This is a genomic window from Serratia sp. AR11 (assembly GCF_056376275.1).
On record NZ_CM150739.1, the window covers coordinates 1,323,283 to 1,336,587 of the forward strand.

11 protein-coding genes are annotated in these 13,305 nt (G+C 52.6%); 7 read left to right on the forward strand and 4 right to left on the reverse strand.

What is annotated here, in order from left to right:
• Window positions 1-564 precede the first annotated feature (564 nt).
• The 6 genes from chiP (at window position 565) to ACSOSI_RS06320 (ending at window position 9,301) form a co-directional block, all read left to right on the forward strand.
• Window positions 565-1,968 carry a chitoporin ChiP gene (gene chiP, locus ACSOSI_RS06295; RefSeq protein WP_012005667.1) on the forward strand — a complete coding sequence of 468 codons (1,404 nt, stop codon included), beginning with the start codon at window positions 565-567 and terminating at the stop codon, window positions 1,966-1,968.
• A 59-nt stretch (window positions 1,969-2,027) separates the two neighbouring features.
• Entirely contained in the window at window positions 2,028-2,354 is a 327-nt protein-coding gene (gene chiQ, locus ACSOSI_RS06300) for a ChiQ/YbfN family lipoprotein (protein WP_012005668.1), read from the forward strand.
• Between the two features lie 14 nt (window positions 2,355-2,368).
• Window positions 2,369-5,026 carry a beta-N-acetylhexosaminidase gene (locus ACSOSI_RS06305; RefSeq protein ID WP_476706712.1) on the forward strand — a complete coding sequence of 886 codons (2,658 nt, stop codon included), beginning with the start codon at window positions 2,369-2,371 and terminating at the stop codon, window positions 5,024-5,026.
• A gap of 76 nt (window positions 5,027-5,102) precedes the next feature.
• Window positions 5,103-6,248: an MFS transporter gene (locus ACSOSI_RS06310; protein ID WP_476706713.1), complete on the forward strand. Its 1,146-nt coding sequence runs from the start codon at window positions 5,103-5,105 to the stop codon at window positions 6,246-6,248.
• A 49-nt stretch (window positions 6,249-6,297) separates the two neighbouring features.
• Window positions 6,298-7,350, forward strand: coding sequence for a UDP-glucose 4-epimerase GalE (gene galE / locus ACSOSI_RS06315; protein WP_476707252.1), 1,053 nt, complete (start codon window positions 6,298-6,300; stop codon window positions 7,348-7,350).
• Window positions 7,340-9,301 carry a TcdB toxin N-terminal helical domain-containing protein gene (locus ACSOSI_RS06320; RefSeq protein WP_476706714.1) on the forward strand — a complete coding sequence of 654 codons (1,962 nt, stop codon included), beginning with the start codon at window positions 7,340-7,342 and terminating at the stop codon, window positions 9,299-9,301. The genes galE and ACSOSI_RS06320 overlap by 11 nt, the downstream gene beginning before the upstream one ends.
• A 207-nt stretch (window positions 9,302-9,508) precedes the next feature.
• Here ACSOSI_RS06320 and fur read toward each other — a convergent pair whose 3' ends face one another.
• The 4 genes from fur to ybfF all read right to left on the reverse strand — a co-directional run bounded on the left by fur (window position 9,509) and on the right by ybfF (window position 12,397).
• On the reverse strand, window positions 9,509-9,955 hold the full coding sequence (fur, locus tag ACSOSI_RS06325) for a ferric iron uptake transcriptional regulator (RefSeq protein ID WP_012005673.1): 447 nt from the start codon (window positions 9,953-9,955) through the stop codon (window positions 9,509-9,511).
• Window positions 9,956-10,275: 320 nt separating this feature from the next.
• A complete protein-coding gene (fldA, locus tag ACSOSI_RS06330) occupies window positions 10,276-10,815 on the reverse strand; it encodes a flavodoxin FldA (protein ID WP_012005674.1) in 540 nt (179 codons plus the stop codon).
• A gap of 228 nt (window positions 10,816-11,043) precedes the next feature.
• Window positions 11,044-11,331 (reverse strand): LexA regulated protein, encoded by a 288-nt coding sequence (gene ybfE, locus ACSOSI_RS06335; RefSeq protein ID WP_012005675.1) that lies wholly within the window; start codon window positions 11,329-11,331, stop codon window positions 11,044-11,046.
• A 292-nt stretch (window positions 11,332-11,623) separates the two neighbouring features.
• Window positions 11,624-12,397, reverse strand: a complete 774-nt coding sequence (gene ybfF / locus ACSOSI_RS06340) for an esterase (protein WP_012005676.1) — start codon at window positions 12,395-12,397, stop codon at window positions 11,624-11,626.
• Between the two features lie 366 nt (window positions 12,398-12,763).
• Between ybfF and seqA the strand changes: the two genes are divergently transcribed.
• Window positions 12,764-13,303, forward strand: a complete 540-nt coding sequence (gene seqA / locus ACSOSI_RS06345; RefSeq protein WP_012005677.1) for a replication initiation negative regulator SeqA — start codon at window positions 12,764-12,766, stop codon at window positions 13,301-13,303.
• Window positions 13,304-13,305: the final 2 nt, after the last annotated feature.

The following is a 13,305-nucleotide window of genomic DNA, read 5'->3' on the forward strand; positions in this document are numbered from 1 at the left end:
AATGCGATAAAGCGCAACTTTGGTTGCGCTTTTTTTTTGTCCGCCAGCCCGGTTTTTCTCCCCGTTAATGCTTTTAATTCCCCAATCTATTTTTAATTTTTTATCGAAGGGTTGTATCAGCAATTTCTTGATAAAAATCATTAGTCATATAACATTGCCTTATATATTCGTGATGCGAATTAATGTCATTTAGAGAGCGCTCTCATGTTTTTTCTTTTGGCTGACCTTTTTGCTTAGGCTGAAACCATTAATCGTCTCTGATTGACCTGATATTGAATTTTATTCTGATTTTATTGAATTTTTTATTCGACAGCCTCTTTGCATAGCCACGTAACATAATCTCATCGATATGTGCTCTTTGTCATACTTTGACAAATCTCTCTCATAATTCATTTGATAATTCGCGTCGCGAAAAATAGTCTGTCTGTAGCAATAAGTGCTGTGGGATTTTAACCCGTCAGCAATATTTTTTACCCGATTGGGTTTTTTATTAGCGGTCGTGCAGGGCAGTGGTGAACACGGGCGACTGCAACTTTTAAAGTTAAGTCAAAGAGGAATTTCATTATGGGTACGCACGGTGCTCAGCGTAAAACGCTGGCGCTCGCAGTCGCGGGTGCGCTGTTGGGAACAGGGTTTGCCATGGCCCCTGAGGCGAAAGCCGCAGGATTTATCGATGATTCCACGATGACCGGCGGTGTGTATTACTGGCAGCGTGAACGTGACCGTAAAGATCTCAACCCGACCAGTGACGATTACAATAAATACACTACCAACCTGTCACACTCGACCGCCAACCTGAGCCTGGATTTCGCCTCGGGCTATGCCTGGGACATGTTCGGTTTGGATGTGGGAGCCTTTACCGCCATTGAGCTGGCCGAATCCAGCGCCAGCGGTCATCCGAATGAAATCGCGTTCTCCTCCAAAAACCGTACCTATGATGAAGACTACTCCGGCGACAAAGGCGGCATCAGCCTGTACAAGGCCGCCGGTAAATTCAAGTATGGCCCCGTCTGGGCACGCGCCGGTTATATCCAGCCAAGCGGGCAAACGCTGATTGCCCCACACTGGAGTTTTATGCCGGGTACCTACCGGGGCGCTGAAGCGGGAGCAAACTTTGATTACGGCGATGCCGGTGCTTTGAGTTTCTCCTACATGTGGACAGATAAATACAAAGCGCCATGGCATATCGAAATGGATGATTTCCGCCAGAACGATAAAACCACCGGCGTTTCTTATTTGCACTCACTGGGTGCCAAGTACGATTTTAAAAACGACCTGGTGTTGGAGGCCGCTTTTGGTCAGGCCGAAGGTTATGTGAATCAGTACTTCACCAAGGCATCTTACAAATTCGATCTGGTGGGCAACCCGCTGACCACCAGCTACCAGTTCTATGGTACCGAAGACCGTATCAGCGACAAGAACGACCCGAACAGCATTTACGACGGCCTGGCCTGGCTGCAGGCGCTGACCTTCGGTTACACCACCGGTCAGTTCAACTGGCGTCTGGAAGGAACCATGGTCAAGGCCGAGGGCAACCAGGGTTACTTCCTGCAACGTATGACCCCAACTTACGCCTCCTCCAACGGTCGTCTCGACGTCTGGTGGGATAACCGTTCCGACTTCAACGCCAACGGCGAAAAAGCGGTTTACGCCGGGGTAATGTACGACCTGAGCAACTGGAACCTGCCGGGCATGGCGGTGGGCGGTTCTTACGTTTATGCCTGGGATGCCAAGCCAAGCACCAACCCGATGTACGACCAGAGCCAGCGCCTGAAAGAGAGCGCCTGGAGCCTGGACGCGTTGTACACCATTCAGGAAGGTCGCGCCAAAGGCACCTTGCTGAAACTGCACTACACCCAATATGACAACCACACCAACATCCCAAGCTGGGGTGGCGGTTACGGCAACATCTTCCAGGATGAGAAAGACGTCAAATTCATGGTTATCGCGCCATTTACCATTTTCTGATGCGTTCCCCGGCGGCAGCGCCGGGGACAGCGTTTTTGACACTTAACGGGAATATAACGATGAAAAAAATCATGCTGATGTTAGCCGCGGTCGTCACGTTGAGCGCCTGCGCACAGCCAACCGCACCACCGGAAGATGCCAAGCTGAAACAGGCCTACAGCGCCTGCATTAATACCGCAGAAGGCTCACCGGAAAAACTGCAGTCGTGCCAGGCGGTGCTGAACGTGCTGAAACAAGAGAAGCAACACCAGCAGTTTGCCGAAAAAGAAACGGTGCGGGTGATGGATTATCAGAACTGCATTCAGGCGGTTCACAGTGGTAACGGTCAGGCTTATGACGCCCAGTGCGGCAAAATTTGGCAAGAGATCCACGATAACAATAATTAAGGATGATGTTAAAAATGAACAAATTCAAATTGAGTACGCTTGCCGCATTAACGGCAACCGTTGGATTATTTGGCAGCGCGGGGAATGCGCTGGCCAATCAGCCGCTGGTGGATCAACTGAGCCAGTTAAAATTGAATTTGAAAATGGTCGATAACCGGGCTGCCGACAGCGGCCTGGATTGCGGTAAGCTGGGTGCCGACTGGGCGGCCTGCAACAAGGTGTTGATCAGCCTGACCAACGATCATCAGGAGATCAAAGGTCACGACTGGGCGATTTACTTCCACAGCGCCCGTCAGACCATGCGGGTGGATAACGAGCAGTTCAAAATAGCTCATTTGACCGGTGACTTGTACAAACTGGAACCTACCGATAAATTTACCGGCTTCCCGGCCGGTCAAACGGTTGAGATCCCGATTATTGCCGAATATTGGCAACTGTTTAAAACCGACTTCGTACCACGTTGGTACGCCACCTCGGGCGATGCCAAGCCAAAAATTCTGGTCAACACCGATACCGAAGATCTCAGCCAGTTTGTGACCCCCTTTAGTGGCGATCAATGGAAGCGCATCAAGGATGACAACAATATCCTGATGACTCCGGCCTCCCGCTTTACCAAAAACGCCGAGTTGAAAACCTTGCCTGCAGCTTCGCTGCGCGGCCAGATCGTGCCGACGCCGTTGCAAGTGAAAGTACATCCACAAGATGTGAGTCTGAGCAACGGCGTGGCGCTGGAGTTGAGTGCGCTGGCCAAACCGGCAGCGGACGCCGCCATTCAACGTTTTGCACTGTTGGGCATAACCCATAACGCGGCGGGCTACCCGATTAAAACCGATATTCAGCCGGGTAAATTTAAAGGTGAACTGGCCGTGCCGGGAGCCTATGAGCTGAAAATTGGCAATAAGGAAGCGCGAGTTATCGGCTTCGATCAGGCCGGGGTGTTCTATGGCCTGCAGTCTATTGTGTCGCTGGTTCCGACCGACGGCAGCGCTAAAATCGCCACTCTGGAGGCCAGGGATGCACCACGCTTCCAGTACCGCGGCATCTTCCTCGATGTAGCACGTAACTTCCATCAGAAAGATGCGGTACTGCGTTTACTCGATCAGATGGCGGCTTATAAGCTCAACAAATTCCACTTCCATCTTAGCGACGACGAAGGCTGGCGTATTGCCATCCCAGGCTTGCCTGAACTGACCGAAGTCGGGGGCCGGCGTTGTCATGACCTGAGCGAAACTACCTGCCTGCTGCCACAGTACGGCCAGGGGCCTGAGGTGTATGGCGGGTTCTTCTCGCGTCAGGATTACATCGAGATCATTAAATACGCCCAGGCGCGTCAGATTGAAGTGATCCCGGAAATCGATATGCCGGCACATGCCCGTGCCGCCGTGGTCTCGATGGAGGCACGCTATAAAAAGCTGCATGCCGCCGGTAAAGAGCAGCAGGCCAATGAGTTCCGCCTGGTGGATCCGACCGATACTTCCAATACCACCTCGGTGCAGTATTTTAACCGTCAAAGTTACCTTAACCCTTGCCTGGATTCGTCCAAGCGCTTTGTCGATAAGGTGATTGGTGAAATTGCCCAGATGCATAAAGAGGCCGGGCAGCCGCTGCGCACCTGGCACTTTGGCGGCGACGAAGCGAAAAACATTCGCCTGGGGGCAGGCTATACCGACCTTACCAAGCCAGAAGCAGGCAAAGGCATCATCGATCAGAGCAAAGAAGATAAGCCTTGGGCGAAATCCCAGGTGTGCCAAAAGATGATCAAAGACGGCAAAGTCGCCGATATGGAACATCTGCCAAGCTACTTTGGCGTGGAAGTCAGTCAACTGGTGAAAGCGCATGGCATCGACAGAATGCAGGCCTGGCAGGACGGCCTGAAAGATGCGAAAAACGCCAAGGCCTTCGCCACCCAACGCGTCGGGGTGAACTTCTGGGATACCCTGTATTGGGGCGGTTTTGATAGCGCCAATGACTGGGCGAACAAAGGCTACGAAGTGATCCTCTCCAACCCGGATTACGTCTACATGGACTTCCCGTATGAGGTGAACCCGGACGAGCGCGGTTACTACTGGGGCACCCGTTTCAGTGACGAGCAGAAAATGTTCAGCTTCGCGCCGAACAACCTGCCGCAGAACGCCGAAACCTCGGTTGACCGCGATGGCAATCACTTTACCGCCAAGAGCGACAAGCCGTGGCCGGGCGCTTACGGCATTTCTGCCCAAATGTGGAGTGAAACTCAGCGTACCGACGATCAAATGGAATACATGATCTTCCCGCGTTCACTGTCGGTGGCCGAGCGTGCATGGCACCGGGCGAGTTGGGAGCAGGATTACCAGGCGGGGCGTGAATATAAAGGCGGCGAAACCCACTTTATCGATAGCCAAAAACTAGACCGCGACTGGCTGCGCTTTGCCAATATTCTTGGCCAGCGCGAGTTGGCGAAACTGGACAAGGGCGGCGTGAGCTATCGGTTGCCGGTACCAGGCGCCCGTGTAGTGGGTGGCAAGCTGGAGGCCAATATCTCGTTGCCGGGTCTGGGCATTGAGTATTCCACCGACGGCGGTAAGCAATGGCAGCGCTACGATGCCAAGGCTAAACCTGGGGTCAGCGGCGAGGTGCTGGTCCGTGCGGTCAGTCCGGACGGCAAGCGTTATAGCCGCGCCGAGAAAGTGTAAATCATAAACCACGGCCCGTCTGTTCGCAGGTGGGCCGTTATTGATCGTTAACAGCAGCGACCGGTGGTAATCAGCGATGAATTCGATACGGCTGACCTTTATGGTCGTTGCTTTTTTTTCCGGCATTGCCGGGGCGCTGCAAATACCGACCCTGAGCCTGTTCCTCACCACCGAGGTGCGGGTGACGTCATTATGGGTCGGTTTTTTTTATGCAGTAAACGCCGGGGTCGGCATTATTGTCAGTTTTTTGCTGGCAAAAAAATCAGATCGCCAGCGCGACCGGCGCCATTTGATTTTAATCTGTTATTTATTGGCGGCGGGAAACTGTCTGTTATTTGCTTTTAATCGTAATTACCTGACGTTAATTACCGCTGGCGTATTGTTAACCGCCATCGCCAATACGGCGATACCGCAATTATTCGCTCTGGCGCGTGAGTACGGGGAGCGGTCATCGCAAAACGTCGCTATGTTTAGCGCCATTATGCGCGCCCAACTTTCTCTGGCCTGGGTATTTGGCCCGCCATTGGCTTTTATGCTGGTGGTGAATTATGGCTTTACGGCCATGTTTATGTTTGCTGCCGGCATATTCCTGCTGGTCACGCTGCTGGCCTGGTGGATATTACCCGAGGTCGCTCGCCGACCGGTGAGTAATGAAATCGCCATACCGCAAAAAACAGTCTTCGATAAAGACGTTAGCCGGTTGTTTTTCGCCTCGGTATTGATGTGGACCTGCAGCGCCATGTATCTGATTGATGTGCCGTTGTATATCACTGCCGAGTTGGGTTTGCCGCAAAGTCTGACCGGCTGGATGATGGGCGTCGCCGCCGCGATCGAAATCCCCATCATGATCCTGGTAGGGCGCTACGTAAACCGGGTGGGCAAGCGCCTGATGATGGCGGGGGCGATGGTGGCCGGCATACTGTTTTATGCCGGGATGCTGTGGTTTACCTCGGCCGCCGGGTTGCTGGTCTGGCAGCTGTTCAACGCGATATTTATCGGCATTATTGCCACCGTCGGCATGCTGTATTTCCAGGACTTGATGCCGGAACGGGCGGGCATGGCCACCACTTTATTCACCAACAGTATTTCTACCGGTGTGATCCTGGCCGGAATATTACAAGGGATCCTGACCGAATACGGGCCGCATTCCTCCGTTTATCTGTTAGCCATATTACTGCTTTGTATTGCTTTACCTGTCGGTTTTAAAACCCGGGAAGTTTAGGTGGTTTCTGAGTGAATCGTTTATTTTTAAGCATAAACAAGGAAATATGATGGCTATATTGGTGACGGGCGGCGCCGGTTATATCGGCTCGCATACGGTGTTGGCGCTGTTGGAAAGGGGGGAGGAAGTTGTCGTACTGGACAACCTGTCCAACAGTTCGTCAGAGTCTTTGTTTCGGGTCGAGCGATTAACCGGTAAAAAAGTGACTTTTTATCATGGAGATATCCAGCAACACCATTTGTTGGATCATATATTTCGTCAGCATGATGTTCATGCGGTTATTCATCTTGCGGGGTTGAAATCGGTCAGGGAATCTACCGAAGAACCGCTGAAATATTATCAAAATAATATTTCCGGCTCATTGATCGTACTGGACAGAATGCGCCATGCCGGCGTTAAGCAATTTATTTTCAGCTCTTCAGCCACCGTCTACGGACCGGCGGAATATACCCCGCTGACGGAGAATTGCCGTGTTGGGCAGACCACCAATCCTTATGGAACTTCCAAGCTGATTGTCGAGCAGATCCTGGCGGAGTTCGCTTCCACGGCCCCGCAGATGGCGATCACCGCGCTGCGTTACTTTAATCCGGCTGGGGCGCACGAGTCCGGCTTGATTGGTGAGGATCCCGCCGGCATTCCCAATAATCTTCTGGCTTATCTGGCGCAGGTGGCTATTGGCAAACTCGCGGTGTTGCCGGTGTATGGCAACGACTACCCTACCAGCGATGGTACCGGGGTACGTGATTACATTCACGTTATGGATTTGGCCGAAGGGCATTTGAAAGCGCTGGATAACCTGCAGCCAGGTTTTAACGTCTATAACCTGGGCACCGGCAAAGGCTACTCGGTGCTGGAGATTATTCGGGCGTTTGAACGCGCCTGTGGCTTCAAAATCGCCTACCAATTTAATCCCCGGCGTGCGGGAGATATTGCCGAGTGTTGGTCAGACCCATCGCTGGCGGCAGAAAAGCTGGGCTGGCAGGCTAAACGCAGTCTGGAAAAAATGGTGTGTGATGCCTGGTCATGGCAAAGCAAAAATCCGCAGGGTTACAGCCGTTGTGCATCGATGCCATCGATAAGGATGCTGGCCGATGAAGCTTAACGACGGGCATCTGGGTGTTCTGCAGGATGATCTGTTCCGGGCCGAATACGAAGCGCGGATCAGCGAGCTGAAGTTTGAGTTCGCTAAATATCAGCGCCAGACCTCACCGGCACGGCTGGAAAGTTTTCAGCGCGGTGTCGCTCAACTGCGCGAGTGGCGGGCAGCGCACGGGCATTTATTCAATGCCGAACGCTGTTCTTCGTTGTTCTGCGTGCCCACTCGTCCGCTGGCTGCGAGTGAAAAACGGCTGCACCGTATCTGGTTGGGGGGGGCTATCCCTGACGATGCCAGAGAGGTTATCTCCCAGTGGGGCGACGCGCAGCAGGTGGTGGCTAGCGCCGAGACGAATGACTGGGTCGGCATGTTATGGGTTTGGGACGCGCAGCAACTGGCAAGGGATGCGTATTTCATCCCCGTACCGGTGATAAAAGGCGGCTACCTGGGGGAGTATGATGCCGGTAATCATCGCCTGCAGGTGCATTCGCTGAGCGAACTGGCGCAAAAAAGAGTCGGCGACAACCTGGGCTTTATCCATCAACTGCACGATAAGCGCTATTACGCCACGCTTTCCGACTACTTCCGTTTTCTGATTTTGATCGAGATGGGGGGGCTGTACATGGATATCGACACTATTCCCCACCGATCGGCGACGCTGTTTTTGACCAAGCCAGAATTACCGGATTATCTTCAGTTTCTGCCCGCAGGGGAAGTCAGCCACGTTAGCTGGTTGAATCTGTTTCTCGATGAAACCGGCATGATTATCAGCCGCAAAGGAGATATCTCGCTGTGCCGGATGTTGGCGGGGTTGGATCAGATCTATGTGGCGCAAAGCGGTGAAGTGCCGGACAAGAATTCGGTTTATGAGCGGAAACTGTTCGATCCCTTTTATCAGCTGTGGAGTCGCCACATAGGCCGGTCCTTCCTCAGTCACGACCGCTTCTGTCAGGATTATGGCGTCCATTATGATGCGCACCCACAGGCAGTCACCTGTGGTATTCGTGGCATGCGGCTGTTGGAAGATGTGATCACCAATGAGCGGCTACCGCTGTCGCAGGAGGAGCAGTTTAGCTACCAGCAATGCGTCAGCCACCTGGAACAGCTGGATTGGCAGCTTGAACAGCCGCTGGATCTGGCTCGTTATGCGGAAATATTTACCGTCGATGAAGTACCGCGTATGGCCTATCCAGCGCAGATCCGTTCCGATATCGACCATTACCACTATTATTCCGTGCTTTCCCATGACCGCACGCTTGATCGGGTAAACCAGCTATTTGGGGAATACCTGATCGCTGATAACCGACGGCAGATTATGGCGGGGAATTACTGGTGTCCAACCGCTGGGGGGAGAGATGTGTCGTTACCGGAGCCGGGCGGGGCTTTGCATTTTCTACCAGGACGACAGGCCAGTGAAGCCGATAAAACCCGCATGGCGAAGCTAATCTTCACCACCAGTTACCTGGAGTACTGTTCTGTTGGCAACCGGGCCGGGCTGGATCTGGTGTCGTTACAGCAGGCGCAAAATATTGAGCCTTATCTGGGGTTGATCACAGTGGCTTACGACCGGCGTGGAGCGTTTGTCGGCTTTTTCAACGCGGCCACCGTTAGCGAACTGTATGGCATAGAAGCGGACTACCTTTATCGCGATGAAATGAGGCCGCTTGATGAGGCATACGATCGCTTTGTACAAAGCCAGTGCGCTGCTGACGATTATTTTATCTGCAGCCTGGCAATTGAGAGCCATTTCCGCGGGCAAGGGCATTTTAATCAGATATTTGCCCTGATAAAGCAGCAGGCAGATCGGCAACAGGCGAAAAATATCGTGCTGTGCGTATGGCAAAGCAGTGAGGCCAGCCAAATCTATCTGAACAAGGGGTTCCGTGTCCGGGGTGTATTCGATCAGGCCTGGTCGTTATTTTTTGATCGGCTGCTGTTTCTTGAGTATGAGCTCTGAAGAGGTTTGCCCATCCGCGTGTCGGCGGGTGAGTTGACGGTGAAGTGAGTGTAAGTGGGAAGCGAGAGAGAAGTGCCGCTGCAATTGTTGTATTTCAAGCTGTGAACTTTCCCCGGACCTGTCCGGGGATTTTTTTACCTGTTCGTCACCGGGCTATGGGCATAAAAAAACCGCCATGAAGGCGGTTCTCAATGCCGGTTGAGGGCATTATTTTTTATCGTGCAGAGTTTCGTCTTCGCGGCAGTCGCCAGCTTCACAGTGGCCATACAGGTACAGGCTGTGGTTGCTGAGCTTGATGCCGTGCTGCTTGGCGATATCACGCTGACGAACTTCGATAGATTCATCGCTGAATTCGATCACTTTGCCGCAGTCCAGGCAAATCAGGTGATCGTGGTGATGCTGCTGGGTCAGTTCGAATACGGACTTGCCGCCTTCGAAATTGTGACGGGTCACAATGCCGGCATCATCAAATTGGTTCAGTACGCGGTAAACCGTAGCCAGGCCAATTTCTTCGCCCATATCTATCAGTTTTTTGTACAGATCTTCCGCACTGACGTGATGGCATTCCGGATTTTGCAGTACTTCCAGGATTTTGAGTCGCGGAAGCGTGACTTTTAAGCCGGCCTTCTTCAATGCGGTGTTGTTGTCAGTCATGCGGATTCAGTCCTGTTACTATGCTAATCAAGTTGAGGCGTTCTCGCCTGTGGCATCGGTCGGCACAAAGAGTTAATTGCGTCTCATTATAGAACCGGTTGACCTAAATAGAAACCGCCGGTTGTTAACAAAGATATAATTGCACTATTGCATGTTACACACGCAACGTCTTGATGGGCGGGATAAACCGATAACTCAGTCTACCTTGACGATGTGGGAAGTTACAAATATGTATCTTCGATTGCAGTAATCAGTACTGCCAATGATGGCCCTGCCGGCAACACTATGCACTTTGCAGGGCTTTTGTTCAACCTTTGGCGTTAGCCGACGATCTCGGCCAGGCTCAGCTCTTCGACGATTTGTTTTACCCAACCTTCAACACGCTCATTGGTCAGTTCAGGTTGACGATCTTCGTCAATCGCCAGGCCAATGAAGTGGCTGTCGCTTGCCAAACCTTTCGAGGCTTCGAAATGATAGCCTTTGGTTGGCCAGTGGCCGACTATGGCAGCGCCACGCGGTTCAATGATGTCGCGGATGGTGCCCATCGCATCACAGAAATATTCTGCGTAGTCTTCCTGATCGCCGCAGCCAAACAGGGCTACCAGCTTGCCGTTGAAGTCGATGTCTTCCAGCGTTGGGAAGAAGTCATCCCAGTCACACTGGGCTTCGCCGTAGTACCAGGTTGGAATACCGAGCAACAGAATGTCGAAGCCTTCCAGGTCTTCTTTGCTGCTTTTGGCGATGTCGTGAATTTCGCACACATCGTCACCGAACTGTTGCTTAAGAATTTTCTGGATCATCTTGGCAATGTTTTCGGTATTGCCAGTGTCGCTGCCAAAGAAAATGCCTACATTAGCCATATCGCGTATAACCTTTAAATTCAATAAATTGCATTACACGATGTTAGCGCTGACCACGATAACACCGATTAAAATGATGCCATGGCAAGGGGAGCCCTCACCGGTAATTGCGTATCATGCCAGAAATTTACCCCGGGGTTTTATCACGTTTATGCGATACCGGGTGGAATAAAATGATGTTGATCGGGCGTCATCCTTAACGCCGCGCCGCATGTGCGGCTGCAATGATCAATGTTCTGGCTGGTCGTCCGCCAGTTGTGCCAACAGCATTTGCTCAATAAGCTCGCTGCGGCTGATGTTCCGCTGTTCCGCCAGTTTGTTCAGAGCGTCCACCGCATCCGCGTTGATCTTCAGTTCCACACGCCGTAAGCCACGGACTTTATCGCGTCGAAGCTGATTACGCTTATTGATTCTAAGCTGTTCATCTCGGGATAGCGGGTTGGTTTTCGGGCGCCCCGGACGGCGTTCATCTGCGAACAGATCCAGCGTCGTGCGATCCGTTTGTTCTTTTGCCATAGGTAGCGGTACTGCAAGGGAGTTTGCATCTAAAAGCGCGTAGACGCTTCTGGATGGTTCGGTTAACACACTTCGGGCCAATAAACCCTAACCCAAATTTACCCCCAGCCAGGCGTTAATCAACACGCTCGACACGGCGGCAAAATTATAGCGCGTCATATTACCCCAGCAGGTGGAGCAACGACAATGCTTAACTGAGCCGAAAACGTGCTAAGCCGTTATCTTTAGCGCGTTTTTTCACCAGATGATTGTTTTAGGCGGCTCTACGCATCAGGCTAAAGGGCTGGTCGACTCAGGCTTCGCCGAGAAAACGGTGAATTGCGCGCAGCACCGCCTCCGGTTTTTCCGCATGAACCCAGTGCCCGGTGCCGGCGACCACGTGCGCGCGAGCCTGCGGGAACTGGCGGGCAATATCTGCGCGGTAGCTGTCCTGCACGTAGGGCGACAAACCACCACGAATGAATAATGTGGGATGTGGCCAGGCGGGAACCTCCTGCCAGCCGGTGATGTTTTCGTATTGTTCGATCAGCACCGGCAGGTTAAAGCGCCATTCGCCCTGGTGGAAGGATTTCAGCAGGAACTGGATCACTCCTTCTTCCTTCAGGTAGTCGCGCATCAGTTCTGCCGCCTGCTGGCGTTGGGTGATACCGGCCGCACTTACGGCTTGTAAGGCGACAAAAATCTCGTCGTGGCGACGGGTTTGATAATCCACCGGTGCCACGTCAATAACGATCAGTTTTTCCACTCGCTCAGGTGCGATTGCCGTCAGCGCCATCGCCGCTTTGCCGCCCATCGAGTGTCCAATCACAATGACCTTGTCCAACTGCAAATCATCCAGCAGCGCCAGCAGATCACGCGCCATTTCCGGGTAGGTCATCACCTCGGAACGTGGCGACAGGCCGTGGTTGCGCAGATCGACTTTAATCACGCTGTGCTGTTGGTTCAGATCGCGCGCCAGCACGCCCAGATTGTCCAGATTGCCAAACAGCCCGTGGATCAGGACAACCGGCAGAGCATCGGACTCGCAGGCCAGCAGTTGATAATGTAATTTCATGGCGAAGTTCATACTGAGTGAGATTCAGATTAGGGTATCATGATTAAAACACACGATGAAAATACCCGTCGCCTTTCAAGCCGCAGCGTTGTTACCTGCACTAGCTCACCCCAGTTACTTACTTGAGTAAGCGCCTGGGGATGAGCGAGTTGGTCGCCTAGCTGCGACTTGAAATCCATAGGGTATAACGCGGATTTTTCATGGTAAGGTGATGGGTTGGCAGAGCCGATGCCAGGCAGGCTTTAGGTAATTGTCTGCTTTTGCCGTATTGAGGCACATTGTGATGTTCGCATCTGCGCTTTTAACCTTATAATCCCATGGCTTGAATGCAGGATCTGGCTTCAGGTTCTAAGTAGAAAAAAACAGTACTGGATAAAGATGAAAACTATTGAAGTCGACGAAGAGCTCTACCGTTATATTGCCAGCCACACGCAACATATTGGTGAGAGCGCGTCCGATATTTTGCGCCGCATGTTGAAATTTACCGCAGGTCAGCCGTTACGTGCGGTGCCGGCAGCCAGTGCCCAGAGCGCTGAACAGGATAAAATTGTTGCCGCGTCGCGCCCGCGCGATCGCGTACGTGCCGTGCGTGAGCTGCTGTTGTCGGATGAATATGCCGAGCAGAACAAAGCGGTGAACCGTTTTATGCTGGTACTTTCCACCCTGTATACCCTCGACGCGGCCGGTTTTGCCACGGCGACCGAGGCGTTACATGGCCGTACCCGCACCTATTTTGCCGGCGATCAGCAAACCCTGCTGGCAAACGGAACGCACACCAAACCAAAGCACGTTCCGGGCACCCCTTACTGGGTGATCACCAATACCAATACCGGTCGTAAACGCAGCATGGTGGAACACATCATGCAGGCTATGCAGTTCCCAGCGGAACTGACAGAAAAAGTTTGCGGCACTATCTAATT

Bases quoted from the DNA above. Each gene is read 5' to 3' on its own strand.
- chiQ (WP_012005668.1), top strand. From the start codon at position 2,028: ATGAAAAAAATCATGCTGATGTTAGCCGCGGTCGTCACGTTGAGCGCC.
- chiP (WP_012005667.1), top strand. From the start codon at position 565: ATGGGTACGCACGGTGCTCAGCGTAAAACGCTGGCGCTCGCAGTCGCG.
- ACSOSI_RS06305 (WP_476706712.1), top strand. From the start codon at position 2,369: ATGAACAAATTCAAATTGAGTACGCTTGCCGCATTAACGGCAACCGTT.
- ybfF (WP_012005676.1), bottom strand. From the start codon at position 12,397: ATGAACTTCGCCATGAAATTACATTATCAACTGCTGGCCTGCGAGTCC.
- galE (WP_476707252.1), top strand. From the start codon at position 6,298: ATGGCTATATTGGTGACGGGCGGCGCCGGTTATATCGGCTCGCATACG.
- ACSOSI_RS06320 (WP_476706714.1), top strand. From the start codon at position 7,340: ATGAAGCTTAACGACGGGCATCTGGGTGTTCTGCAGGATGATCTGTTC.
- fldA (WP_012005674.1), bottom strand. From the start codon at position 10,815: ATGGCTAATGTAGGCATTTTCTTTGGCAGCGACACTGGCAATACCGAA.
- ybfE (WP_012005675.1), bottom strand. From the start codon at position 11,331: ATGGCAAAAGAACAAACGGATCGCACGACGCTGGATCTGTTCGCAGAT.
- seqA (WP_012005677.1), top strand. From the start codon at position 12,764: ATGAAAACTATTGAAGTCGACGAAGAGCTCTACCGTTATATTGCCAGC.
- fur (WP_012005673.1), bottom strand. From the start codon at position 9,955: ATGACTGACAACAACACCGCATTGAAGAAGGCCGGCTTAAAAGTCACG.
- ACSOSI_RS06310 (WP_476706713.1), top strand. From the start codon at position 5,103: ATGAATTCGATACGGCTGACCTTTATGGTCGTTGCTTTTTTTTCCGGC.